Source organism: Arthrobacter sp. YN (assembly GCF_002224285.1).
GTDB lineage: Bacteria > Actinomycetota > Actinomycetes > Actinomycetales > Micrococcaceae > Arthrobacter.
Window position 1 is genome coordinate 3,807,032 of sequence record NZ_CP022436.1, and the last position, 23,798, is coordinate 3,830,829.

Genomic DNA, 23,798 nt, shown 5'->3' on the forward strand with positions numbered 1-23,798 from the left:
GATAACGAACTAGCTCCAGATATAGCTACTCCCCGAAAGGCAGAACTGATTTCTCAGTTCTGCCTTTCGGGGAGCAGTTAGATGGGATGACCCCCGCGTAGTTTTAGACCTGTGCGGCTACGCCATCACGGGAGATGTTGACCATGTCCTCGCGCGGCACCACCTTGATGCGCTCACGCTTGACCTCAACACCGTGGGAGGTGCCGGCCTCGGTGGCTGCTGCGCCGAGCGCGAGCTCGTGGGCATCCAGTGCCAGCCAGCCTTCCCAGCTGGTGAACTTCACACCGCGGGCGTCGAGCAGATCCACGACGGCGTCCGCTGCGGGAACCTCGGCAACGGGAAGGTTCTCGCGGTCCTCCAGCAGGTACGTGACAGTTTCGAGGGCATCGCCCTTGGTGTGGCCGATGAGGCCCACCGGACCGCGCTTGATCCAACCCGTTGCGTAGAGACCCGGAACATGCTGGCCGTCGGCGTCCAGGACGCGGCCGCCGTCGTTGGTGACGACGCCCTTCTTGTGGTCGAATTCGACGTCCGGCAGGGCCGAACCGAAGTAGCCGATGGAGCGGTATACGGCCTGGACCGGGTAGTCGATGAACTCGCCGGTGCCGCGGGCATTGCCCGTGCCGTCAAGCTCGGTGCGCTCGAACTTGATGCCGGCAACCTTGCCCGGGGTTTCCGGGGAGTCCACGATTTCCACCGGGCTGTGCAGGAAGTGCAGGTGCAGGCGGCGGGAAGCGGTGAGCTCGGAGAGGTCCTCTGGCTGCTCGGCGATCCAGTTGGTCAGCGTGCCAACCATGGTCTTGGTCTGGTTGTTGGTCTGGACCTGGCGGTCGGACTCTTCGTCGAATTCGAAGTCCTCGGCGTAGAGGATGATGTCTACGTCCTTGGAGTGCGAGAGTTCGCGGAGTTCCAGCGGGGTGAACTTCACCTGTGCCGGGCCACGGCGGCCGAAGACGTGGACGTCGGTGACCGGGGAGTTCTTCAGGCCGGCGTAGACGTTGTCCGGGATTTCGGTGACCAGGAGGTCATCGGCGTGCTTGGACAGGACGCGTGCGACGTCGAGGGCTACGTTGCCGTTGCCGAGGACAGCGATTTCCTTGGCGTCCAGTGGCCATTCGCGGGAAACGTCCGGGTGGCCGTCGTACCAGGAGACGAAGTCGGCGCCGCCAAAGGAGCCTTCAAGTTCGATGCCCGGGATGTTCAGGTCCGCGTCCTTGATAGCGCCAGTGGCGAAAATGACGGCGTCGTAGTGCTTGCGGAGGTCCTCGATGGAGATGTCCGTGCCGTAGTCCACGTTGCCGAAGAAGCGGATGTCGCCGCGGTCCAGCACCTTGTGCAGGGCATTGACGATGCCCTTGATGCGGGGGTGGTCCGGTGCCACGCCGTAGCGAATCAGGCCGTACGGTGCCGGGTAACGGTCGAAGAGGTCGATGCTGACGTTAAGTTCGCCGCTCTTGACGGCCTCGCTCTTGGTCAGGATGTCCGCTGCGTACACGCCGGCCGGGCCGGAGCCGATGACGGCGATGCGAAGCGGACGGTCCGCAGAACCTACGGGGGTGCTAATTGACACGGCTGTGTTCCTTCTTCTTCTCAGTTACTGCGGACGCGGGGACGATTTGGGGTAATAGTGCTGTAGTCAGCGGTCTTGAAGTGCTGCGGTGCAAAGGGGCTGACACGGACAACATCGCCGATCACAATGACCGCCGGGTTGGCCACGCCGACGGCTTCCGCCTGGTCCGCGATGGTTCCCAGAGTGCCGATGGTGACGCGTTGGTCCGGCAAATACCCGTTCTCTACGATACCTACTGGCGTGTCCAAAGGCAGACCCGAGCCCGCCAGCGCAGCCGCGGAATCCCGCAATTGCGCTACTCCCATGAGCAACACCACAGTGTGATCGGGGCGTGCGGGGACTTCGGACAGCTCTTCGTGGCCGGTCACCACGCTGAAGCCCTTGGCCAAGCCACGGTGCGTCACGGGAATACCGGCAGCGGCCGGAACAGAGATTGCCGATGTCACGCCGGGCACCACTTCAACCTCGACGCCGTTCTGCCGGCAGAACTCTGCTTCCTCGCCGCCACGACCCAGTACGTAGGGGTCGCCGCCTTTGAGGCGGACCACCCGGTTGCCCTGCAGGGCTTCGTCCACCAGGATCCGGTTGATCTCCAGTTGCGGCACGGGATGGTGGCCGGGCGTCTTGCCAACCTCGATCACGCGGACATCCGGAGCCAGTTCCTTAAGCAGCTCGCGCGGGCCAAGACGGTCAGCAACCACGACGTCGGCCTGGCCCAGCAGGCGTCTGCCACGGACGGTGATGAGGCCCGAGTCGCCAGGTCCGCCGCCCACCAAGGCGACAGAACCAGCCGGAGTCTTACCGGCCGCGTCCGGCTTGCGGTGGCGTCGCAGCGGAAGGTCACCTGTTTCCAGGGCAGTGGCAACTGCATTGCGGAGAGCCATGGCACGGCGCGGGTCTCCCCCGGCGTTGATGGCGATCTTGACGTCATCAACCACGGCGACGGCGGGTGTCCACGCGGCTGATGCTTCGTGGTCGGATGCATTGACGCACCAGATGCGCTGCGCCTCGGCGTCGGCCGATACCTGGGTGTCCACAGCGGCAGTGCCAGTGGCGGTCTGGACGAACCAGACGCCGTCGAGGTCTGACGTGCGGTACTCGCGCGGCTCCCAGGTGAGGAGGCCGGAAGCTGCGAGTCCGCGAAGGTTATCGGTGGCAACGGGAGCTACCACGGTGACTTTCGCGCCGGCGTCGAGCAGTCCCTTGGCACGGCGTTCCGCAACGGGGCCGCCGCCCACCACCAGCACCGGGCGGCCGAGCAGCCGCAGCGCGGTGGGGTAAATGTCCTGTATTGCCATGAAAAAACTGTAGGGCGGCTCCGTAACATGCTTCAAAGGCTCAGAAACACCCGGTAACGCTGGGTAATCCTGCGTCACATATCTCCGCGGTCAGCCCGGAGAAACCCTGTCTTTAAGCGTCAGATAGTAGGCCCGCTGCTCTTTGCCCAGATGCTCGATGGCGTAACGAAGGGTGGTTCGGGGCATGGTGGCGGCGTGCTCGTCCAGGAACGCCAGCAGGCGTTCGCGGCTGCTGCGCCCTGCGTCGCGGACCCAGCCGCCTACTGCTTTGTGGATCAGGTCCTCTTTGTCGCCGAGCAGGATTTCGGCGATGGCAAAGGTGTCGTCCAGTTGGCCTTCACGAATGAATGCCGACGTCGCGACGATGGACGTCCGGCGCTCCCACATACTGGCTGATCGGGCCAAGCCATACAGCGGGTCCCGCGGTTTATCCATAAGCCAGCCACCCACCACGTTTCCCGCTCCCAGGTCCACCAGGTCCCAGTTGTTGATGCGATCGTGGCGGCGCAGGTACATCTCGTAGAGGTTGCGGCGCCGCTGTTCCGTGGTCTTCTTTTTCTGCGTTTGGAGTGCCATGATCTTCACGGCTCCAGCCCTGGCCTCGTGGATGTCCTGCTCCAGGAGCTTCTCGATCTCCTCCGGTGGCATGGCTGCAAATTCCTTGGCCAGTGTGAAAACCTCGCCCATGCGGACGCCAAGGAAGAAGTCGCCCTCGGCGTAGTTACCCTTGCCGGTCTTGAAATAGCGCTGGTATTTGGCTTGCTCGACGTCGGACTGCCGGGCTTGGAGCCGCGCGAGGAACTCGACGGCGGTGGGCTCGGTTCCCGGCGCCAACGCCGCTTTGGGTGCCTTCCCTGCCTTGGGGGTCATCCCTCCATCATGCGCCTAAAACACCGACCAGCCAGTACGTGTGGTGAATTCGTCCAGCGCTGCGACACCCGCCACCGAATTCCCGGACCTTCCCAGACCGGGGCTCCACACGCTGATGGAGCACTTGTTCGGAACCACAGCCACGATGCCGCCGCCCACGCCGCTCTTGCCCGGAAGGCCCACGCGGTACGCGAATTCGCCCGCGGCGTCGTACGTTCCACACGTGAGCATGACGGCGTTGATCCTCTTGGTCTGCGCCGGTGACAACAGCAGTGTCCCGTCTGCGCCCAGGCCGTTGGAGGCGAGGAACCGGGTTGCGAGCGCAAGGTCTTCGCACGTCATGGCCACTGCGCATTGCTTCGCATAAGAGTCCAGGACATCCTCCACAGGGTTCTCCAGGTTGCCGCAGCTTGCCAGGAAGTGGGCCAAGGAAGCATTGCGGTGGCTGTTGGCCAGTTCCGAGCCAGCCACGTGGTGATCGGTATCGATGCTGTCCTTGCTGGTCTCCTGGCGCATCAAATCCCGCACGGCGTGGGCGGCGTTTCCTGTCAGGCTCAGGAGCCGGTCCGTCACAACTATTGCACCGGCGTTGATGAACGGATTTCGGGGAATGCCGTCTTCGCTTTCCAACTGGACCAACGAATTGAAGGGGTTGCCCGACGGCTCCCGGAACACCCGTTTCCAAATGCTGTCCCCGTCGAAGGCCAGCACCAAGGCGAGCGCAAAGACCTTGGAGATGCTTTGGATGGAAAAGTCCACGTGGGCATCTCCGGCTGAATAAACTTCGCCGTCACGGGTGGCCACCGAAATGCCGAATTGTTGGGCATCCACGGCCCCAAGCTGGGGGATGTAGTCAGCCACGTTTCCCTGGCCGACATGCGGCTGCACGGCCCCGACGATGTCGTCGAGGAGATTCTGGATATCCATGGTTTCTAGACCTTGGTCCCTGCGTAGGTCCAGAGCCTGATCTGGAGGTGTGCCAGCAGGCGTTCATCCGCGGAGTGCAGGTCCAGGCCAGCCACCTCGCAGGCGCGGCGGAGCCTGTAATGAACGGTGTTGCGGTGGACAGCCAATTCCTCGGCGCACCGGTTCACGTCGCCAAAGAACTCCAGATAAGTCAGGAGGGTCAGCGCGAATTCCGGATAGCGGCTGCACAGCCGGGTAATTCCTCCATGACGCAAGGTGGTCCGGGATTCCATCAAATCCAACAATTCCCTGGTCAGGACGGTTGTTTCCACGTCGCTGTACGAGGCCACGCGAACGTCCGGCGTTGCCTCCATGACTTTGAGGACGCTGCGCACGTGATCAAGGGTGGCATGCAGGGCGTCCAGGCGCGGAACGATGGGACCAACTGCTGCCTGCACCTGGAAGTGAAGGTGGGTGGTGGCATCACGAACAATGGTGTTGACCAGGCGGTTGATGGCGGGGACGGATTTCAGTGGGTCCACGTCGGGCAGGATGATGGCCGTTTCCATTCCGAGGGCCCCTACCACCGCGCCCGGTCGGTAGGCTGCTGCATGGATTGATGCCACCTTGGAGAGCTCTCCCCTGCGGAGCTGAAGCCCCGCCGCGCTCTGGCTCAGCCCGCCCGCCGAGATCAGCACTAAAGCCGCTGGCTTCGACGGATCGATGCCTGCCGATTGGGCCTGCGAATGGACTTGGGCCGTGCCACTGAGCAGGCTGGACACCCGGTCCTCGCGCATCGACTGGGACTGCTCATTGCGGTGGCGTACCAACTCGATGGCGGCGTGCCGGGCCGCACCCACCATGATGCGGTCCGTGTTGGCCGCCAAGGGTTCAGCACCTTCCTGCAACCAGATGTAACCCATGACACGGCTGCCCGCGTGAATGCCGATTGCCACACGTTCACGAAGACCCGCATCAAGGTTGGCTTCCACATGGACAGGCGCTTCAGTGGCCTGCAGGTGCTTATAGACCCCTGATTCCTTCAGGAGTTTTTGGTACTTTTCAGGGCCTCGCCTCGCCAGGATGGACAGACGGCGGAGCTCGTCAACGTCATTGGATGCCGGTGAGTACGCAAGCACCCTGTTGCCCGGATCTTCGATCACCACGTGGCCATTGGTCAGTGTGGCCGTGGTTTGGGCGATCGCGAACAAGTCGCGGTGAACTGACGTGGGGGTTTCGCCTGGCACATCGTTCTCACGGACCCGGTCCAACGCGATGCTCTCGAACTTATCCCAGCGGAGCCCCGGGGCAACAGCCACCAGTCCAATGCCGGTCGGTTGGAGCAACTCTGCTGCGGCTTCCAACTCGCGTTCACTGCCCTTGACCGCAATTGCCGTGGGACGGCCCGCCATGATGCGGCGGAGTGCAGGGAGCGCCGCACGCCCTCGAACGCCGATCAACATGACCAGGGCCCCTGGGCGGATCTCGTCGTCGTCTTCAGCATCAACAATGACAGTTTCGCGAACGGTTCTGTTGTCCTCTGCGGGGGCCAGCAGCAACCGGGCGTTGCCGACACCCAGGTCTTCCAGGACGTCGCTCAATACGGTGACGACGCCGTCGTCGTCAATTTCCAGGGCTTTCAACGAAGCTATCGCTTCCTCTCCACATCAGTTCCTTCAGCAGTACGCTTCCTCGCCATTGAGGGGCGTCGCCGGTACATGTACGCAAGCACGCACAGCGAGAAACATTACCGGCCCTCCAGAACACCAGTGTTGTCCCCCCGGCACAAGAGTCGGGCCCCTAATTTGGTTCGCCAGCCAATTTGTTGTCGACGGCAGCGACCTAGAGTTGGTGACTGTCCCACACCACAAAGACTGACTGCAGCGCGGCCATTTTCAGGCGCAACTGCGAGGCAGCCAGCCCCACGTTGTGGAGTATTGAGCCACCTGTGGTGGCAACGGAGTCAAAGGAGACCCCCGAAGTGATACCCACCCCTGCGTCCACACAAACCCTTCCTTCCCCAACAGACCTGGCTGCCAGTCCGCCGTCGAACGCTTTCGCCCAAGAGGAAGCCGGCTACCGCAAGACCCTCAAGCCCCGGCAGATCCAGATGATCGCCATCGGCGGTGCGATCGGTACCGGGCTCTTCATGGGTGCCGGAGGCCGCCTGAACGGATCCGGACCTGCGCTGGTCCTGGTCTATGCCGTCTGCGGATTCTTCGCGTTCCTGATCCTGCGGGCACTGGGCGAGTTGGTGCTGTACCGCCCCACCTCCGGCTCGTTCGTTTCCTATGCCCGCGAGTTCTACGGCGAGAAAATGGCCTACACCGCGGGCTGGCTCTACTTCCTGAACTGGGCCATGACCTCCATCGTGGACGTCACCGCCGTAGCCCTGTATGTGAAGTTCTGGGGCCAATATTGGGCACCCATCAACGACATCCCGCAGTGGTTGATCGCGTTGATTGCTTTGGTAGTGGTGCTCTCCCTGAACCTGGTGTCCGTGAAGATCTTTGGCGAGATGGAGTTCTGGTTCGCCATGATCAAGGTGGGCGCCTTGGTGACGTTCCTCGTGGTGGGAATCTGCTTCATTGTTTTCGGCGGACGGACGGACGTTGGCGTTCCGGGCTTCAACGTCATCGCTGAGAACGGCGGCATGTTCCCCATGGGCTCCGTGGCACCGCTCCTGGCCATCAGCGGCGTGGTATTCGCCTACGCCGCGGTGGAACTCGTGGGCACCGCGGCCGGCGAAACCGCCGACCCCCACAAGGTAATGCCAAAAGCGGTAAACACCGTGGTGATCCGCATCGGAGTGTTCTACGTGGGCTCCGTCCTGCTGCTCTCGCTCCTTCTTCCCTTCACGTCCTACAAGGCCGGCGAATCCCCCTTTGTCACCTTCTTCTCGCACCTCGGCGATCCGCAGGCCGGCGCCATCTCGGCGTCCGTGATGAACTTCGTGGTTCTCACCGCTGCGCTCTCCAGCCTCAATGCCGGCCTCTATTCCACCGGCCGCATCCTCCGCTCCATGGCAGTGAACGGCTCCGCTCCACAATTCACCGGACGGATCAGCGCGTCCGGAGTGCCCTACGGTGGCATCCTGCTGACAGCGGTCATCACCCTGGTGGGCGTTGGATTGAACGCCGTTGTCCCTTCGCAGGTCTTTGAGATCGTGCTGGAAATCTCGGCCGTGGGAATCATCGGCGGCTGGGCCACCATCATGCTCTGTCACATCAAACTCCAGCACTGGGTTCGCAGCGGCAAGGTGGTACGCCCGGCCTTTCGGCTGTTCGGAGCTCCTTTTACCTCCTACCTCACGCTCGGGTTCCTGGCCTTTGTCCTGGTCACGATGGGGTTCTCGGAAACAGGTCGCTGGGTGCTGGCCTCGTTGCTGGTGTTGGCTCCGCTGCTGATCGCCGGCTGGTACGCGTATCGCGGCCGCATCCGCACAGCCCTGACGTCCTAGACCCCTTTTCAGTTTGAAAGTGAAACACATGAGCACCCCTTCCCCGTCCCCCAAAATCGGCACCCCCAGCAGGGCCTGGCGGTCCCGAGCCGATGCGTGGGAGTTCCTGGGATACGCCCTCAGACAGCTCGCCTCGGCCACCTACCAGGAGTCCGGTTTGCTGTCCCAGATCGACCGGACTTTTGCCCTCTTGGCGGCGGTGGAACCGTATTGGGCCGAGCCTGGAGTCGACGCCGTGGCCCAGTTGCGCCAATTAATCGACGACGGCGAACCCCAGGCCGCGCTCCAGCTTCTGGGCGGTTTGTCCCACCTCCCGCTCGCTTCGTCCGGGGAAACAGCTGCGGTGCCGCGCGCTGAGCTCCCGGACGAGGAAGTTGTTGACCAGTCCGAGCCGGCGGAGCGGCCACGCTTTGAGGTCCTGGTGGTGGACACCATGGAGCCTGAAGAAGCCGAGGCGCTCAAGAACACCATGGCTGCGCAGCGCCGCCCTTCGGATGCGTTCACGTACACGGTCAACGTGGTTCCCAGCTATGAGGATGCCTTGGTGGCCATCATGCTGAACCCCGATATCCAGTCCGTTGTTCTTCGCCCGGGCTTTTCCCTCCGCAGCTCCCATCTCTTGGGCAGCGACCTCCGGAGGTTCCTGGCCCGGCATACCTCCGCAGACTTGCAGGACTCGCGACCCATCAGACGGATCCTTGCGCTGGCCGATGCAATTTCCGGGCTGCGGCCGGAACTGGACGTCTACTTGGTGGCAGGGGTTTCCATCGAGTCCCTGGCGGGATCCCTCACCAGGAAGTTCCGGCGGATTTTCCGGCGACAGGATCATCTGGACCTGCATCTGTCACTGCTGTCCGGGGTGGCCGAACGCTACGAAACACCGTTCTTCACGGCGTTGCAGGACTACAGCCGCCGCCCGGCCAGCGTCTTCCACGCCCTGCCGATTTCCCGGGGTGCGTCTGTAGGGACTTCACCGTGGATCCGGGACATGGCCGATTTCTACGGGACAAACCTGCTGTTGGCCGAAACGTCCGCCACCTCGGGCGGTCTGGACTCTTTGCTGGATCCGCACGGGTCCATCAAACGCGCACAGGAACTCGCTGCCCGGGCCTTTGGGGCGCAACGAACCTACTTTGTCACCAACGGCACATCCACGGCCAACAAGATCGTGCACCAGTCCCTGCTTGCCCCGGGCGATGTTGTGCTGGTGGACCGCAACTGCCACAAATCGCACCACTACGCCTTTGTGCTTGCCGGTGCCCGTGTGTCCTACTTGGATGCCTATCCCCTGGACAAGTACGCCTTTTATGGGGCCGTCCCTCTGGCCAGCCTGAAGCGCAGGCTTCTGGAGTACCGGCGGGCAGGCAGGCTTCACGAGGTGAAAATGGTGACCCTCACCAACTGCACGTTTGATGGTGTCGTCTACGACGTCGAAAGGGTCATGGAGGAATGCCTGGCCATCAAACCGGATCTGGTTTTCCTGTGGGATGAGGCGTGGTTTGCCTTCGCCCGCTCCCATCCGGTGTACCGCCGTCGAACCGGTATGGCGGCTGCAGCCGCCCTGGAAGCTTCCTTCAGCGATCCTGCCTACGCCGCCCGGTACGCGGAACAGGCCGCCGCCCTTCATGACCCGGTCACCGGCGAACCCGTTGATGACGAAGCCTGGCTCAACACCAGGCTGATTCCGGATCCTGCCAAGGCACGCCTCCGGGTCTACGCAACGCAGTCAACCCACAAAACGTTGACCTCGTTGCGGCAGGGTTCCATGATCCACGTGTATGACCAAGACTTCGCCGACTCCAACCGGGAGTCCTTCCGCGAGGCGTACATGACCCACACGTCCACCTCCCCCAACTACCAAATTCTGGCTTCCCTGGACATTGGCAGACGACAGGTGGAACTGGAAGGTTTCGGCCTGGTGCAACGGCAATCCGACCTTGCCGTATCCGTGGCCCAAGCCGTGGCCCGGCATCCCCTGCTGAAGAAGTACTTCCGTGTGCTGACCTCGCGGGACCTCATCGGTCCGCGCTATAGGGAAACCGGCTCCAGCATGCCGCTGCGGGATGGGCTGTCGGAGCTGGAGGACGCCTGGCAGCGGGACGAATTCGTTATCGATCCCAGCCGCCTCACGCTGGACATCAGTAAAACAGGGATCGACGGCGATACTTTCCGCCACAGCTACCTCATGGACGATCACGGCATCCAGGTGAACAAGACGTCACGGAACACGGTGCTGTTCATGACCAACATCGGCACGTCACGAAGCTCCGTGGCGTACCTGATCGAGGTCCTGGTGAAACTCGCTGAAGGCTTTGAGAATCCACATCCTTCGGCGCGGGCTCGGACGCTACCTGCCGCCTCCGACGCTTCCCGCCCGACTCCCCCGCTCCCGGACTTCAGCACCTTCGCCGCGCGCTTCCGTACGGATGATTCCTGCGAGGACGGTGATATCCGGGCCGCCTACTTTGAGAGTTACAAACCCGATTCCACGGTGTACTTGTCCGCGTCTGAGGTGGCTGCGGCGGTGGCCAAGGGACAGGAAGTGGTCTCGGCAGGGTTCGTTACGCCGTATCCGCCCGGGTTCCCCATCCTGGTCCCGGGGCAGGTGATCACCCGGCAGACTCTCGAGTTCATGGCTGCTTTGGATACGCGTGAAATACACGGGTTCGATCACGAACGGGGGTACCGGGTTTTCGTGGAGCCTGCTTCGTCTTCTGTTCTCGAGCTGGTGGCGGTGGCGTCCTAGGCTTTGGCGCTCCAACCGAAAGCAGGGGCGACGTGCTTGGCGACGTTGCCCAGCAGCTTGGCGTTGTAGTCGACGCCAAGCTGGTTGGGCACTGTGAGCAGGACCGTGTCGGCTGCTTGCACGGCTGCGTCGTTCGCCAGTTCGTCTGCTAGTTGATCCGGCTCGCCGATGTAGCTCTTCCCGAAACGGGACAACGCGCCGTCGAGAATTCCCACTTGGTCTTGGCTGTCCGCTTGGGCTCGGAGACCGAAGTAATGATTGTCGACGTCGTCCACGATGGGGATGACGCTGCGGCTGACGGAAATCCTTGGTTCAAAGTCGTGCCCTGCGGCGGCCCAGGCTTCGCGGAACATTCGGATCTGCTCTGCCTGCAGTTCGTCGAAAGGAACACCGGTGTCCTCGGTGAGGAGGGTTGAACTCATGAGGTTCATGCCTTGCTCTGCTGCCCAGACTGCAGTCTTCCGGGTTCCGGCGCCCCACCAGATTCTCTGCGGGAGGCCGGGTGACTGGGGTTGGATGGGCAGCAGACCTGTGGCCCCACCGGCGTAGTGCGGGTCCGCTTCGGCCACCCCGTGCCCGGCGATGGCTTTGCGGAACAATGCGGTGTGGCGGCGGGCCATGTCGCCGCCGTCCTCACCGTCCTCGGGGACGTAGCCGAAGTTCGCTGCTCCGTTCCGTGCGGGTTCGGGTGAACCACGGCTCACTCCGAGCTGCAACCGCCCATCACTGATGAGGTCTGTGGCTGCTGCTTCCTCGGCCATGTAGAGGCTGTTTTCGTATCTCATGTCGATCACGCCGGTGCCCATTTCGATCCGGCTGGTCCGTGCCGCAATAGCGCTCAGCAGTGGAAAGGGCGATGCTTGCTGCCGGGCGAAGTGGTGCACTCGGAAGAAGGCCCCGTCGATGCCCAGTTCCTCAGCGGCCACAGCGAGTTCGATGCCCTGTTTCAGGGCCTCCCCAGCCGTTGGCACGAGGGAACCCGGGACGCGGGCCCAGTGACCGAAGGAGAGGAAACCGATCCGTTTGTTGTGCATGTTCGGGACAACTCCGCGGGGGCCCGGAGAATTCCACGGAGCCGCTCGTCCAGCGTTCAGCGCTTTCCGAAAGTGATTCAGAATCCGTCGAGCGCGTTAGGTATAGTGGAGCCGTCGGGGGTTTATCTATTTGATGGAGTAAAATGAATTTCGACACGGGGGTTGCCGATCGTCTGATCGGTGCATGTCGAGACGCAGCGCGTACGTTGCAGGATCAACGCGGCGGGCGGGAAGCGATCTCGACTGCTGCTCTTACGGAATTCCGGGGCGTGTTCGCTGACTGTTTCCGGGAGAACGTTGCCGCTGAACGGGCGGCCCGTACGGAGCTGGTCCATATGTTGGAAGACGTTGCCCGTCGGGTACAGCAAGCGAAGAGCGCCGCGGAGGTTGAGCAGCGTCGCTTGGATCAGGTGACGGAGTGGGCGCTTGCCTCCGGTTGGGCGCGTGCTGGCGGCGGTTTTGCAGTGGATGTGGGGCCGCGCCCGTCGATGGAGGCGACTGACCGTCCGGTGGTGAGCGTGGAGACTGCACGGCAGGGGTTTCGTGTCTGGGCGAGTGGAAGCACTGGTGGGGCGAGTTCCGCTGATCCGGACACCTTGGACTCCGCAGTGTCAACCTTCAGGATCCAGGACGACTCAGACCGAGGCGCGGCCAACAGAGTCAGTGCAGCTGTGTCCGAGTTCGAGGACAAGTGCTCCTGGGTGCACTCTGATCTCGACGCTGTCCGTGGCGGGCTGCGACGGTTCCTGGAAGACAACCATCAGGACGCGACCCGGCTTTCCGACATCGCGTCGACGTTCCGTGCTGCCGGTGGGAGCGGTGACCTCGGGCAGATAACGGTATCGAACGGCGTTCTTGTGCTTGCAACGGCGCCGATGACCTTATCGGGCTCGGCGCTGCTGGGCTACTTGTCCACTGCCTCCGAGGCTGACGTGAAGGCATTGGCCACAATACCCGGATGGCAGCAGACCCTGCGAGGCATGGACCCATCGAAAATCGGGGCTTGGTGGGCGGGCATGAAAACGGGAGCCCACACTGCAGTGAACGAGTCCGGGTTCACGCAGGTACAGGAGCTGCTGCTGGCTGCGGCTCCGGCCATGTTCGGCGCTTTGGACGGGATGCCCGCACTGGCTAGGGTCCGGGCGAACCAGTTGAACGCGCCAAGCCTGCTCCGCGCGGCGGAGAAAGACCTGGAAACAGCCCGGAAATTGTCGGGGATCGGGCAAGCACACCACGACCCGAACCGAACAAAAATGCTGGAAAATGAGGTCGCCTATCTGAAGCAGGTGGAAGCTGGGCAAGTTCAGCTTTACCTCTATGACCGGGACCAGTCCCGGATCGTGGAAATGATCGGCACCCCGGGCCCCGACACACGGCACGTGATCACCTACGTTCCAGGAACCTTCACCGGAATGAACATTTTCTACACAGGCGGCGTACAGCAGGTCTCGAGATACCTCAATAACAACGTGCCGGGGACGGTGGCATTCGTCTACAAGGATGGGCGGTTCCCCGGAGAGGCGGACACCGCCGGCGGCCCCAACCTGGCGAGAATTGGTGAGGCGAACGATGAGAAACTCGCACGCACCTCGGGGCAGCAACTGGCAGGTTTCGAGACCGGGATGCGCACTGACCCCTACCTGAACGGTGCCGAACAAACCGGCATCGGACACAGCTGGGGCCTGGCGAACCTCACCAGCTCCGAAGTCGCCGGAGCCCGATATGACAAAGTAATATCCCTCGCCGGGGCCGGAATGCTCCCGGACTGGAAACCACAGCCAACCACGGAATACTCGAACCTGTACTACTATGATCTGCTCGTCCATGGTCAGGGAGTTCCCAACCTCATCACGAAGAGAGGGGTGGTGTGGGATGGAAATAACCCCATTCATCGGGATGAGTTCGAACAGCACTATTACCGCGGCCCCCACGACGACCAACTCAGGGCGATTAACACCGTCGAAGAAGGGAACATCCTCATGGAAAACCACAACCTCATTGCCTCAAACAGCAAGGACAACCGGAGGGTTTTGGATGAAGTGTCTGAGGTGTTGAAACGATGAAAATTTCCAACTTTGCAGCCTACATCGCCGCGATCGTGACCATTGGTGGCGTCTCAAGCTGCGCAACTTCGGACATTCCAAGAGAGGAACATAACGTGGTTACGCAAGTGAGGTGGCAGGAAGCTAAAGCAAGCACGGAAAAGGAAGCGCTGGAGATCGCGGCCTTGATCCCAAAGGACAAGATTACTTCCATAGTCCAGAAAGAGACGGGCGTTCTCCTATCCTGCAGCAATACCGAACACAACTGGAACGGTTCGACTTCGATCACGCTGACTCAGGAAAGCGAAGCTGAATCTGTCGTGAAAGAACTTGAGACGGCTGCTCGGGCACACTACACGGATCATCGTTTTGAGGTCTCAAGCGACCGGACCATACAAGGCACCTTTCGTGTTGAGATAAGCGATCCGGCCACCTCGGAAATGTATCTCATCAGGGAGGACGATCCCGGCGTCATTCGCATTGCATCAGGTTCGCCTTGCTTCACTTTGCCCGAGGGCATCTACCCGGGTGGGGATTTCTAGATCCTCATGAGCAACCAGAACCTCATCGCCTCCACAAGCGAAGACAAGCAAGCAAGTACTCAAAGACAGGCTTGGCATTGTGGCTCGATGAGGGCGCGTCGCGGTGCCATGGCGTTGTTGCTCGCGGCAGGTTCGATCGGGCTCGCCGCTTGTGCTGGAAACCCCAACACGGGTTCAATCCAGTCGACTGTGCCAACACCTACTAAAACACAAGAGGAACCGATGAAAGCTGAACTGACCTGGCAGGAGGCGAAAGCCCACACCCAAGCAATGGAATTGGAGATCGCCGCCCTGATCCCAAAAAATGCTGATATCTCCATTGATCAGAAAAAGAAGGGCATGCTTCTGTCCTGCAACAAGACCCAGCACAACTGGAAGGGTTTCACGACCATCACCGTTGCCGAAGGAACCGAAATCGAGCCGATCGTGAGAGCCATCGAGGCCCACTACCGGGCGAAAGGAACCAAAGTATCCGCCGATAGGAATCTAAACGAAGACTATCGAATTCAGATCGACCCGCCTGCGCCTGGGGAGAACTACATCGTCTCCGAAGGATTGGCCCCAAATCAGATAGACATCGATTCAGGTTCGCCGTGCTTCACATTGCCCGAGGGCATCTACCCGGGTGGGGATTTCTAGATTCTCATGAACAACCAGAACCTCATCGCCTCGTACAGCGTGGACAACGGGCAAGTGCCCAAGTGCATGCTGGGAAGTGCGATTCGATGAGGGTTCGGAGCGGCGCCATGGCGTTCATGCTGGTCGTTTCGATCGGGCTTGCCGGTTGCGCCGGGCCACCCATCGGGAGTTCGACGGAGTCGACTGTGCCAACTGCGGCCAAAACACAGGAGGCAACGATGAATGCTGAGCTGACATGGCAGCAAGCGAAAGCTCATACACAAGCAATGGAACTGGAGATCGCCGCCCTGATCCCAAAAAATGCTGATTACTCCATTGATCAGAAAAAGAAGGGCATGCTTCTGTCCTGCAACAGCACCCAACACAAATGGAAAGGTTCCACTACCATCACGGTCGTTGGAGGAACCAACATCGAGCCGATCGTGAAGGACATCGAAGCCCACTACCGGGCGAAAGGAACGAAAGTATCCGCCGACAGGAATGTCGACGAAGACTATCGAATCCAAATCGATCTGGGAGGCGGGGAGAACTACATCGTCGCAGAAGGCTTGGCCCCAAATGAAATCCGTATCGCCTCGGGATCTGAGTGCTTCATTTTGCCCGAGGGCATCTACCCGGGCGGGGATTTTTAGGTCCTCATGAACAACCACAACCTCATCGACTCAAACAACGAAAACAACGAGCAAGTACTCAAAGACATGCTTGGAATTGTGGCTAGATGAGGGCGCGTCGCCGTGCCATGGCGTTGTGGCTGGTGGCAGGTTCGATCGGGCTCGCCGCTTGTGCTGGAAACCCCAACACGGGTTCAATCCAGTCGACCGTGCCAACGCCTGCTAAAACACAAGAGGAACCGATGAAAGCTGAACTAACCTGGCAGGAAGCTAAAGCCCACGCACAAGCCATACAACTGGAGATCGTCGCGCTGATCCCAAAAGATGCTGTCATCTCGATTGATCAGAAGAAGAAGGGCGTGCTTCTGTCCTGCGACAAGACGCAGCACAACTGGAATGCTTCAACCACGGTCACGGTAGCTGAAGGAACCAAAATCCAGTCGGTCGTGAAGGACATCGAAGCCCACTACCGTGCGAATGGCTTAAATGTGTCCGTAGATAGAAATGTAAACGAAAACTATCGAATCCAAATCGACCCGCCTGCTCCAGGGGAGAGTTACATCGTCTCCGAAGGATTGTCTCCAAACGAAATCCGTATTGCATCAGGATCTGAGTGCTTCACCTTGCCCGAGGGCATCTACCCGGGTGGGGATTTTTAGGTCCTCATGAACAACCGTAACCTCATCTCCTCTAATAGCGAGGACAACGAACAGGCGCTCATGGACATGCTGGGAAGTGCGATTCGATGAGGGTTCGGAGCGGCGCCATGGCGTTGATGCTGGTCGTTTCAATCGGGCTTGCCGGTTGCGCCGGGCCACCCACCGGGAGTTCGACGGAGTCGACTGTGCCAACTGCGGCCAAAACACAGGAGGCAACGATGAATGCTGAGCTGACATGGCAGCAAGCGAAAGCTCATACACAAGCAATGGAACTGGAGATCGCCGCCCTGATCCCAAAAGAAGCTGTTATCTCGATCGATCAGAAGAAGAAGGGCGTGCTCTTGTCCTGCAACAAGACCCAGCACAGCTGGAATGGTTCAACGACAATCACGGTCACCGGAAAAACCAAAATCGAGCCGATCCTGAAAGAAGTCGAAACCCACTATCAAATTGGACAATACGAAGTCGGGAACAGGCTTGATATCAGAGGATCCTACGAAGTCCAAGTAAGCCCTCACAACACAAGCGATGAAAACTATATTGTCGCCGAAGGGTTAGCCCCACATCAGATTCGCATTGATTCCGGTTCGCCGTGCTTCACATTGCCCGAGGGCATATATCCCGGTGGAGATTTCTAAAACCGGAGTTCATGGGGATGGTTGGTGTTGTCATGTTGCCTGCACATTCGTCAGACAGCCCGGCGATAATGCATCGCCACCGCTCCGTTACTGAGCGGCTCTGCTGAGATCAGCTCAAGATGCCGGGTGCTGGGCAGTCCGCCTTGGTAAAGGGTGGGTCCGTGGCCTGTGATCATGGGGTGGATGAGGAATTTGTACTCGTCGATCAGGCCCAATCGGTCCAACTCTGTTGCTAGTTTCCCGCTGCCAACAAGCACCCCTTTGGGAGTCCTGTCCTTAAGCTCCTGAACGGCCGTACCCAGTTGGCCAACCAGCCGATGACTGTTGGTCCAGGGGAAGTCGCTCCGCGTTGTGGAAACGACGTACTTGGGTTTTCCCTCCAAGGTGATCGCCCACTCGCGTAGGGCTGGCGGCGCTTCTACTTCGCCACGGGCAACCAAGGGCCAGTAAACCTCCATCATTTCGTAGGTAGTCCGGCCCCAGAGCATTGCGCCGCTCTGATCCAGGAGACGCGTGAAGTGGGCGTGCGTCTCGTCGTCGGCGATGCCCTCCTGATGGTCCACGCAACCATCGAGCGTGACGTTGATGCTGAACGTTAGAAGGCCCATTCGACGATTCTAGGCCGCGAATCGCAATGGCGCAGCGGACAACGGAGGAATGCCAAGGGCAGGCAGCGCCAGCAGAAAATGAATCGCTCATTTATACCCTACCGGGGTATACTGTCGGCATCGGAAATAGACGAAGGTGGTGAAGCATCGTGAGCAAACTGCTGTCCCCTCAAGCTCTTGCCGCCTCCCTCGTGCGGGCGTTGCTTCTACTTCTGGTAACGGCCGTTATTGCAGGCATATTCGGAATGCACATCATCAGCGGTCCGCATGGGGCAGGGGGAACGCATGCGTCTCATGCGGCATCACCTGTAGTGAGCACCTCCTCATCCCACCACGCGCACGGCCCTTCTCATGAGGTGAGCGGTGCATCGGCTGGCGACGATCACGGCACGGAATTTGGAAGCTGCTCCTGCACTCAGGCTGCCGGTTGCATCCCATCCCTCACAACAGCTTCTCTGAGCGCTCCCCCACCCGGCACGACAGGCGAAGTCACCCCTGCATCGTGGGAACTGCCCACCATTCTTCCGTCCTGGTCCTACCAACCCCACGGTCCTACACCCGGGCAACTCTGCATCAGCCGTACGTGAGCACTGGATGGTCCGGTAACAGCCGGGACCGCACATCCATTCACCATCTGCTGACTACCGGGCGGCTGACTATCACCGCCGCCCGAAATGCAAAGGACTTTTACTCATGAACAGAACTCACTTCACTGTGACCGGAGCGGCTCTCGCAACTCTGCTGGCCCTGGCTGGTTGCGCTTCCAACCCCGGCTCCGGTTCCATGCCGGGCATGGACCATGGAAGTTCCGGCACCTCCATCAGCCCCTCTGCGAACAGCAGCGACGCCGGGCACAACGCCGCAGACACCATGTTCGCCCAGATGATGATCCCCCATCACTCCCAAGCGGTGGAGATGTCCGACGTCATGCTGGCAAAGGCTGACATCCCGGCCTCGATTACCAACTTGGCCGTGAAGATCAAAGACGCGCAGGCACCCGAAATCGAGAAGATGACCGGTTGGCTGAGGAGCTGGAACATGCCTGTCATGGGATCCTCGGGGCATGGCGGCCACGGCATGGACGGCATGCTGAGCGAGGCGGACCTGCAGAAGCTTAGGGATGCCCAGGGTGTTGAAGCGGCCAAGCTCTTCCTCACGCAGATGATCGCGCATCACGAAGGTGCTGTGACCATGGCCAAAACCGAGATAGCCCAGGGCAAGAACCCGGAGGCTGTCCAGCTAGGCAAGGACATCGTCACGGCGCAGGAAGCAGAGATTCGGGAAATGCGGGATCTGCTGACCGGACTCTAACCTCACCGTCTGGTGACGCAAGGGCTCGACGGCGGGAGGTCGCCGTCGAGCCTTTGCGCGCCGTCCGGAAGTCGACTGTTATGCAGCGGCCGACGCGAAGTGCCGATCGCCTAAAGCGTGTCTGGATCAACAATTGTCGTCGGGTAAGGCTTGCCCGGCCTGAGAGGGGAGATACTGACGATCTTCCAGCCTTCCCCGGATTTTGCCAGTTCAACTTTTTGGTCGTAGACGTAGCCTTCGCTGGGGCCTTGCACGCCGTTCACCGGACCGTGTTCCAGCTGTGTCTGCTCCGAAATCTCTATGTTGGCGCCGGCATCGGTGATGGTGAATTTCTTGATGGAGATCTCCGAGCCGCTGTCCGTCAAAAGGACGCCATGGGGAGCAATCGCGTCCCTGCGTTGGTGGAGCTGTCCGTACTCCAGCTCAATACGCTCAACTGCGTCCGGCACGAAATCCTGACTGATCTCCTCCTGAGTGGAGGAGAAACCGGGGATAACTTGATGATTCCTACGGTCGATTGCCCGCTCGATAAGAGTCTGAACAGCGGCCTTCGCTTCCGCGTCGGGCTGCGGGGCCGCCGCTGCACACGACGTCATGGAAAGCAGTGCAGCTACAGCAACCGACACCAGTGTTCTTTGCTGCATGGTCATGACCTGCCACCCTTCACACGACTCCCGGGAATCGCCTCCCCCACATGCAAAGGCTGGTGGCAACGTAGCATTTCGTCCGGGTCGAAACCAGATCCGGCCGGGAAGGGCGAGTTTTTGTACACGTAATGCCCCTAAGAAGCACTCTTAAGGGCATTACGTGTACAAAAACTCCAATGGTTAGCGGCTGCTACCGGCCAGCAAACCCCGGCGCTGGAGAAGTCGCTTCTCGATCGGCCCGAACACCAGGAGCTCGATCAAGATGCCTACGAACAGGATCAGCAGGATCGCGGACATCACAATGGTCATATCGGAGAGCAGTCGACCCTGATCCAGCAGCGAGCCCAGCCCGAAGCCGATGGTGCCGCCCACTGCGATGATTTCGGCGGCCATGAGGGAGCGCCAGGAGAAAGCCCAGCCCTGCTTCAGCCCACCGATGTACCCGGGAAGCGCGGCGGGCAGGACAATCTGCAAGGCCATCTGGAGCCGGTTCGCGCCAAGGACTGTGCCCACGCTGCGGTACTGCGGCGGGATCTGGTCCACACCGGAGATGAGTCCGTTGATGATGGACGGGATGGCGCCCATGAACACCACGAAGTAGACGGTGGCGTCGGTCAGGCCGAACCAGATGATGGCGGCAGGAACCCACGCCACGGAGGGGAGTACCTGCAGGCCGGAGATCAGAGGTCCAAACGCACGGCGCAAGGGGGCTACCTGAGCCAGAATCAGACCCACGGGCGTCGCGATGACCACCGAAATCAGGAACCCGATCACACCACGCTGCAGCGAAGTCCACACCGCTTCCTGGACTTTGCCTTCGCCCCACATGGTCACGAACTGGGTGAGGACGTCAAGGGGCCCGGGAACGAGGTCGCGCCGTTTGAATCCAAGCGAAACGTAGAACTGCCACGCGAGGATAAGCACCACAAGCGCAGCGACGGGCAGCAGGACACGCTTCCATTCGATACCGCGCTTGCGGCCCGTGTCCGACTGGAGGTTGTCCAGACCGGCTTCAAGGTCCCGGAGTTCCGAGGCGTTGCCCTTCAGCGACGGCGAGGTGATGTGCTCTTTGGATTCAGTCACGGGAAGGGTCCGCTCTTCGGTGGTGATGGGATTACTTGGCATGGCGGCGGATCTCCTCGCGAAGACGGCGGGTAATGACTCCGGTCAGCTCCCCGGCACGGCCGGCATCGGTACGGTGTTCCTCGGTGACATCCCATTCGGCCACCACACGGCCGGGACGCGAGGACAGCAGCAGCACGCGCTGACCCAGTCGAACAGCTTCGCGCACGTTATGGGTGACGAACACGATGGTCCGGCCCGTTTCCTTCCAGATCCGCTCAAGCTCGTCATGCAGAAGATCGCGGGTGATCGCGTCAAGGGCAGCAAACGGCTCATCCATCAGCAGCAGCTGCCGGTCCTGGGCCAGGGAACGGGCCAACGCAACGCGCTGCCTCATGCCGCCGGACAGTTCGTGGGGACGCTTATCCCCCGCGCCGCCCAAGTGGACCAGTTCCAACAGTTCGGTGGCACGGGCACGCCGGCTCGCCTTGGTGCTGGACTTGTCAGCCAACTGCAACGCCAACTCAATGTTGCCGCGCGCGGTCAGCCACGGGAACAGGGCCGCGTCCTGGAACATGAAGGCAGCGCCGTCGCTGGGTACTTCAAGAGCGCCCGACGTCGGCGGTTCCAGTCCCGCCATGATGTTCAGCAAGGTGGACTTACCGCAGCCGGACGCACCGAGGAGGGCGACGAACTCGCCTTGCGCGATGGTGGCGTTGACGTCGTCCAGCACCGGGGCGCCGTCGCCGAAGCGCTTGCCCAGGTTCTCGAGTACGACTGGCATGGTCCCGTCCTTCGTGTTGATTGGTAGAGCTGATGCGGCCAAAAGCCGGCCCGCATCCCCGCCCGATGAGAGGGGAAGCGGACCAGCCCGTTACTGCTTAGTCCTGGCCAAGACCTGCGGCTGAGGTTTTCTTGCCTTCAACCTCGTTCAAGGTGCGGAGGTCGAAGATGCCGTTGATGTCGGCCTGCTGGGTGGTTCCGGCCTTGACACCGTCTTTCAGCAGCTTGTTGTACGTTCCGGCCAAGGGGTCTGTAGTGAACTTGATGTTCTGGAGCGCCCGCTCAATCACGTTGGCCGGCAGCGGCTTGCCTGCCGTGTCCTTGAGGACCGCGTTGATGGTGGTCGCCTTCTCCTCAGCCGAGGCGGAGTTGAGCCAGTTCACGGATTCCACGTGGCCCTTCAAAAGAGCCTTCACGGTTTCCGGGTGTTCCGCAGCGAACTTCTTGTTCACGATCAGGATGGTGGTGGTGAAGTCGCCGTTCTCCCACAGGTCCTTCTCATCCACCAGGACCTTCGCCCCGGCTTCGAGCACCAGGCGGGAGGCCCACGGCTCAGGCAGCCACGCGCCGTCGAGCTTTCCATCCTGGAAGAGCTTCAGCGACTGGGCGTTTTCGGTGGGGTTGATGTTGACGTCGCCGCTGCCATCGGTGTTGGTCTTGAATCCCTGGTCACCGAGCCAGGCGCGAAGGGCCACGTCCTGGGTTCCACCGAGCTGCGGGGAGCTGAGGATCTTGCCCTTGAGATCGGCCGCGGAGTTGATCTCCGGCTTGACCACCAACTGCGCACCGCCGGAAGCTGCACCGGCGATGATGCTGATGGACTCGCCCTTGCTCTTGACGAAGGAGTTGATGGCCGGGTTCGGGCCAATGTACGTGGCGTCGATGGCGCCGGCGTTCAGGGCTTCGATCGCGGCGGGGCCGGCGTTGAAGACCTGCGTGCTGAGTTTGGTGTCGCCGAGCTCCTTGGCGATCAGGCCCTTGCTGGTGCCTACCAGCGCCGGGCCGTGCGTGACGTTGCTGAAGTAGCCGAGCTTCAGCTCAGCAGCCGGGGACGTGGTGGGTGCCGGCGCGGCCTGGTTGTTCTGCGAAACAGCGGAAGCAACCGCGGCGCCTGCACCGATCAGCAGCACCAGGCCGACGGCCAGCGCGATCTCCACAGTGCGGCGGCGCTTGGGCTTGGACGCGGTCTCACCGGCAACGATGCGGGTGGTACCGGAATCCGGTTTCTGTGACTCGGGAGTGTTTGACATGAGGGTGGGTCCTTATGAATGTGGGATGCGAAGTGGGGGCGAAGATCAGGCCCCGTGACATCGCCCGTCGAGGGCAAGCAAGGACCATTCCGGAGAGGTCATGCCTTCACAGTAGGGACTGTCATATTTCGGCTTCAATCCCGTAGAAATCAAGGTTCACGCAGGTTCACGTGGCGTCATATTCGCCGCGAGGGCTTCAATGTCGCGCGGAGTTGTGCGGCAGCAGCCACCTATGAGATGGGCGCCCCGGTCCTGCCAAACGGCTGCGTTTCCAGCCAAGGTTCCGGTGCCCTGAACGCCCTCCGACGGACCCCACGTTTTGGTCACGGCATCGTACGTTTCACCGGAATTCGGGTAAGCCACCAGCGGCTTGTCGGAGGACTGCTGGAGAGTGCCCAGCGCGTCCGTCACCAGTTCCAGCGGCACACAATTGACTCCGACGGCGGCCACCCGCGGTTCCGCGCTGAGCAGCGCAGCCACGTCCGCAAGGGGCGTTCCGTCACTGATGTGGCCGCTGTCCCGCAGCGTAAACGTAAACCAGGATTCGACGTCGAACTCTGCCACGAGCGCCAACAGCGCCTCCGCTTCGGCGAAAGACGGCAGCGTCTCGCACGCCAGGAAATCCGCGCCGGCCTCCACCAGCGCCGCGATACGCGGGCGGTGGAAGTCCCGGAATTCCGCGGCAGAAAGTGTGTAATCACCGCGGTACTCGGAGCCGTCGGCAAGGTAGGCGCCGTAGGGGCCCACCGATCCGGCCACCAGCAAAGGGCCGTTCGCAGAACCCTCCGCCAAGGCTTCCTGGCGGGCTTCGTCGGCCAGCCGGACGCTCAACGCCACCAACTCCAACGACTCATCAACGGACAAGCCGCGCCGTGCAAAACCTTGCGGAGTGGCCTGGTAGCTGGCCGTGATGGCCACGGAGGCACCGGCGTCGAAGTAGTCGCGGTGGACTTGCTTGATCAGGTGCGGCTTCTCCAGGAGGACCTTAGCGGACCATAACGAATCCTCCAGGTCGCAGCCATGCGCCTCGAGTTCAGTGGCCAGGGCGCCGTCCAGGACCAAGTCCTTGCCGGCGGCCAAGTACGTGCTGAGCGTGGTGTTTTGTGGCATGGGTCCTTCCCC

The 23,798-nt window shown here is 61.2% G+C and carries 22 protein-coding genes; 9 read left to right on the plus strand and 13 right to left on the minus strand.

Going from position 1 to position 23,798, the window contains the following annotated elements; translation table 11 throughout:
* Positions 1 to 103: 103 nt before the first annotated feature.
* The 6 genes from CGK93_RS17470 to CGK93_RS23640 form a co-directional block, all read right to left on the minus strand.
* Positions 104 to 1,570, minus strand: a complete 1,467-nt coding sequence (locus tag CGK93_RS17470; RefSeq protein WP_089595905.1) for an FAD-dependent oxidoreductase — start codon at positions 1,568 to 1,570, stop codon at positions 104 to 106.
* A gap of 20 nt (positions 1,571 to 1,590) precedes the next feature.
* Complete coding sequence (gene cobA / locus CGK93_RS17475; protein WP_089595906.1) at positions 1,591 to 2,868, minus strand: uroporphyrinogen-III C-methyltransferase; 1,278 nt, start codon at positions 2,866 to 2,868, stop codon at positions 1,591 to 1,593.
* Between the two features lie 90 nt (positions 2,869 to 2,958).
* Positions 2,959 to 3,738 carry a DNA alkylation repair protein gene (locus CGK93_RS17480; protein ID WP_089595907.1) on the minus strand — a complete coding sequence of 260 codons (780 nt, stop codon included), beginning with the start codon at positions 3,736 to 3,738 and terminating at the stop codon, positions 2,959 to 2,961.
* Positions 3,739 to 3,753: 15 nt separating this feature from the next.
* A complete protein-coding gene (locus CGK93_RS17485; protein WP_089595908.1) occupies positions 3,754 to 4,665 on the minus strand; it encodes a glutaminase in 912 nt (303 codons plus the stop codon).
* A 5-nt stretch (positions 4,666 to 4,670) separates the two neighbouring features.
* Complete coding sequence (locus CGK93_RS17490; protein ID WP_089595909.1) at positions 4,671 to 6,287, minus strand: PucR family transcriptional regulator; 1,617 nt, start codon at positions 6,285 to 6,287, stop codon at positions 4,671 to 4,673.
* A 199-nt stretch (positions 6,288 to 6,486) separates the two neighbouring features.
* Complete coding sequence (locus CGK93_RS23640) at positions 6,487 to 6,636, minus strand: hypothetical protein (protein ID WP_157731859.1); 150 nt, start codon at positions 6,634 to 6,636, stop codon at positions 6,487 to 6,489.
* On the opposite strand from CGK93_RS23640, the gene CGK93_RS17495 reads away from it, so the two are divergent.
* Entirely contained in the window at positions 6,626 to 8,104 is a 1,479-nt protein-coding gene (locus tag CGK93_RS17495) for an amino acid permease (RefSeq protein ID WP_198318253.1), read from the plus strand. The two genes, CGK93_RS23640 and CGK93_RS17495, sit on opposite strands and share 11 nt — an antisense overlap.
* A gap of 28 nt (positions 8,105 to 8,132) precedes the next feature.
* Positions 8,133 to 10,850 (plus strand): aminotransferase class I/II-fold pyridoxal phosphate-dependent enzyme, encoded by a 2,718-nt coding sequence (locus tag CGK93_RS17500; protein ID WP_089595910.1) that lies wholly within the window; start codon positions 8,133 to 8,135, stop codon positions 10,848 to 10,850.
* Here CGK93_RS17500 and CGK93_RS17505 read toward each other — a convergent pair.
* Positions 10,847 to 11,884 (minus strand): LLM class flavin-dependent oxidoreductase, encoded by a 1,038-nt coding sequence (locus CGK93_RS17505; protein ID WP_089595911.1) that lies wholly within the window; start codon positions 11,882 to 11,884, stop codon positions 10,847 to 10,849. The genes CGK93_RS17500 and CGK93_RS17505 overlap by 4 nt on opposite strands.
* Positions 11,885 to 12,027: 143 nt before the next feature.
* On the opposite strand from CGK93_RS17505, the gene CGK93_RS17510 reads away from it, so the two are divergent.
* The 6 genes from CGK93_RS17510 (at position 12,028) to CGK93_RS17535 (ending at position 17,015) form a co-directional block, all read left to right on the plus strand.
* Positions 12,028 to 13,947, plus strand: a complete 1,920-nt coding sequence (locus CGK93_RS17510; protein WP_089595912.1) for a hypothetical protein — start codon at positions 12,028 to 12,030, stop codon at positions 13,945 to 13,947.
* A complete protein-coding gene (locus tag CGK93_RS17515; RefSeq protein WP_089595913.1) occupies positions 13,944 to 14,468 on the plus strand; it encodes a hypothetical protein in 525 nt (174 codons plus the stop codon). Before CGK93_RS17510 ends, CGK93_RS17515 begins: the two co-directional genes overlap by 4 nt.
* 6 nt (positions 14,469 to 14,474) lie before the next feature.
* Positions 14,475 to 15,107 carry a hypothetical protein gene (locus CGK93_RS17520; RefSeq protein ID WP_157731861.1) on the plus strand — a complete coding sequence of 211 codons (633 nt, stop codon included), beginning with the start codon at positions 14,475 to 14,477 and terminating at the stop codon, positions 15,105 to 15,107.
* Positions 15,108 to 15,214: 107 nt separating this feature from the next.
* Complete coding sequence (locus CGK93_RS17525; RefSeq protein WP_157731864.1) at positions 15,215 to 15,739, plus strand: hypothetical protein; 525 nt, start codon at positions 15,215 to 15,217, stop codon at positions 15,737 to 15,739.
* An 86-nt stretch (positions 15,740 to 15,825) separates the two neighbouring features.
* Positions 15,826 to 16,377 (plus strand): hypothetical protein, encoded by a 552-nt coding sequence (locus CGK93_RS17530; RefSeq protein WP_157731870.1) that lies wholly within the window; start codon positions 15,826 to 15,828, stop codon positions 16,375 to 16,377.
* A gap of 107 nt (positions 16,378 to 16,484) precedes the next feature.
* On the plus strand, positions 16,485 to 17,015 hold the full coding sequence (locus CGK93_RS17535; protein WP_157731872.1) for a hypothetical protein: 531 nt from the start codon (positions 16,485 to 16,487) through the stop codon (positions 17,013 to 17,015).
* A gap of 50 nt (positions 17,016 to 17,065) precedes the next feature.
* Here the strand turns inward: CGK93_RS17535 and CGK93_RS17540 are convergent, their stop codons facing one another.
* Positions 17,066 to 17,623 (minus strand): dihydrofolate reductase family protein, encoded by a 558-nt coding sequence (locus tag CGK93_RS17540; protein WP_089595918.1) that lies wholly within the window; start codon positions 17,621 to 17,623, stop codon positions 17,066 to 17,068.
* A gap of 693 nt (positions 17,624 to 18,316) precedes the next feature.
* On the opposite strand from CGK93_RS17540, the gene CGK93_RS17545 reads away from it, so the two are divergent.
* Entirely contained in the window at positions 18,317 to 18,934 is a 618-nt protein-coding gene (locus CGK93_RS17545) for a DUF305 domain-containing protein (protein WP_089595919.1), read from the plus strand.
* A 110-nt stretch (positions 18,935 to 19,044) separates the two neighbouring features.
* Here the strand turns inward: CGK93_RS17545 and CGK93_RS17550 are convergent, their stop codons facing one another.
* From CGK93_RS17550 to mmuM, 5 genes are all read right to left on the minus strand, one after another.
* Positions 19,045 to 19,584: a hypothetical protein gene (locus tag CGK93_RS17550; RefSeq protein WP_089595920.1), complete on the minus strand. Its 540-nt coding sequence runs from the start codon at positions 19,582 to 19,584 to the stop codon at positions 19,045 to 19,047.
* Positions 19,585 to 19,761: 177 nt separating this feature from the next.
* Complete coding sequence (locus CGK93_RS17555; protein ID WP_089595921.1) at positions 19,762 to 20,706, minus strand: ABC transporter permease; 945 nt, start codon at positions 20,704 to 20,706, stop codon at positions 19,762 to 19,764.
* The gene (locus CGK93_RS17560) at positions 20,696 to 21,427 is read right to left on the minus strand and encodes an ABC transporter ATP-binding protein (RefSeq protein WP_089595922.1); all 732 of its coding nucleotides are present in this window, start codon (positions 21,425 to 21,427) and stop codon (positions 20,696 to 20,698) included. The genes CGK93_RS17555 and CGK93_RS17560 overlap by 11 nt, the downstream gene beginning before the upstream one ends.
* Before the next feature lie 97 nt (positions 21,428 to 21,524).
* The gene (locus tag CGK93_RS17565) at positions 21,525 to 22,676 is read right to left on the minus strand and encodes an ABC transporter substrate-binding protein (protein ID WP_089595923.1); all 1,152 of its coding nucleotides are present in this window, start codon (positions 22,674 to 22,676) and stop codon (positions 21,525 to 21,527) included.
* A 156-nt stretch (positions 22,677 to 22,832) separates the two neighbouring features.
* The gene (gene mmuM, locus CGK93_RS17570) at positions 22,833 to 23,786 is read right to left on the minus strand and encodes a homocysteine S-methyltransferase (protein ID WP_089595924.1); all 954 of its coding nucleotides are present in this window, start codon (positions 23,784 to 23,786) and stop codon (positions 22,833 to 22,835) included.
* Positions 23,787 to 23,798: the final 12 nt, after the last annotated feature.

What these genes read in the sequence shown, in the direction of transcription:
- cobA (WP_089595906.1), bottom strand. Translation starts at nt 2,868, where the DNA reads ATGGCAATACAGGACATTTACCCCACCGCGCTGCGGCTGCTCGGCCGC.
- CGK93_RS17480 (WP_089595907.1), bottom strand. Translation starts at nt 3,738, where the DNA reads ATGACCCCCAAGGCAGGGAAGGCACCCAAAGCGGCGTTGGCGCCGGGA.
- CGK93_RS17485 (WP_089595908.1), bottom strand. Translation starts at nt 4,665, where the DNA reads ATGGATATCCAGAATCTCCTCGACGACATCGTCGGGGCCGTGCAGCCG.
- CGK93_RS17500 (WP_089595910.1), top strand. Translation starts at nt 8,133, where the DNA reads ATGAGCACCCCTTCCCCGTCCCCCAAAATCGGCACCCCCAGCAGGGCC.
- CGK93_RS17505 (WP_089595911.1), bottom strand. Translation starts at nt 11,884, where the DNA reads ATGCACAACAAACGGATCGGTTTCCTCTCCTTCGGTCACTGGGCCCGC.
- CGK93_RS17510 (WP_089595912.1), top strand. Translation starts at nt 12,028, where the DNA reads ATGAATTTCGACACGGGGGTTGCCGATCGTCTGATCGGTGCATGTCGA.
- CGK93_RS17515 (WP_089595913.1), top strand. Translation starts at nt 13,944, where the DNA reads ATGAAAATTTCCAACTTTGCAGCCTACATCGCCGCGATCGTGACCATT.
- CGK93_RS17520 (WP_157731861.1), top strand. Translation starts at nt 14,475, where the DNA reads ATGAGCAACCAGAACCTCATCGCCTCCACAAGCGAAGACAAGCAAGCA.
- CGK93_RS17525 (WP_157731864.1), top strand. Translation starts at nt 15,215, where the DNA reads ATGGCGTTCATGCTGGTCGTTTCGATCGGGCTTGCCGGTTGCGCCGGG.
- CGK93_RS17530 (WP_157731870.1), top strand. Translation starts at nt 15,826, where the DNA reads ATGAGGGCGCGTCGCCGTGCCATGGCGTTGTGGCTGGTGGCAGGTTCG.
- CGK93_RS17535 (WP_157731872.1), top strand. Translation starts at nt 16,485, where the DNA reads ATGGCGTTGATGCTGGTCGTTTCAATCGGGCTTGCCGGTTGCGCCGGG.
- CGK93_RS17540 (WP_089595918.1), bottom strand. Translation starts at nt 17,623, where the DNA reads ATGGGCCTTCTAACGTTCAGCATCAACGTCACGCTCGATGGTTGCGTG.
- CGK93_RS17545 (WP_089595919.1), top strand. Translation starts at nt 18,317, where the DNA reads ATGAACAGAACTCACTTCACTGTGACCGGAGCGGCTCTCGCAACTCTG.
- CGK93_RS17550 (WP_089595920.1), bottom strand. Translation starts at nt 19,584, where the DNA reads ATGACCATGCAGCAAAGAACACTGGTGTCGGTTGCTGTAGCTGCACTG.
- CGK93_RS17555 (WP_089595921.1), bottom strand. Translation starts at nt 20,706, where the DNA reads ATGCCAAGTAATCCCATCACCACCGAAGAGCGGACCCTTCCCGTGACT.
- CGK93_RS17560 (WP_089595922.1), bottom strand. Translation starts at nt 21,427, where the DNA reads ATGCCAGTCGTACTCGAGAACCTGGGCAAGCGCTTCGGCGACGGCGCC.
- CGK93_RS17565 (WP_089595923.1), bottom strand. Translation starts at nt 22,676, where the DNA reads ATGTCAAACACTCCCGAGTCACAGAAACCGGATTCCGGTACCACCCGC.
- mmuM (WP_089595924.1), bottom strand. Translation starts at nt 23,786, where the DNA reads ATGCCACAAAACACCACGCTCAGCACGTACTTGGCCGCCGGCAAGGAC.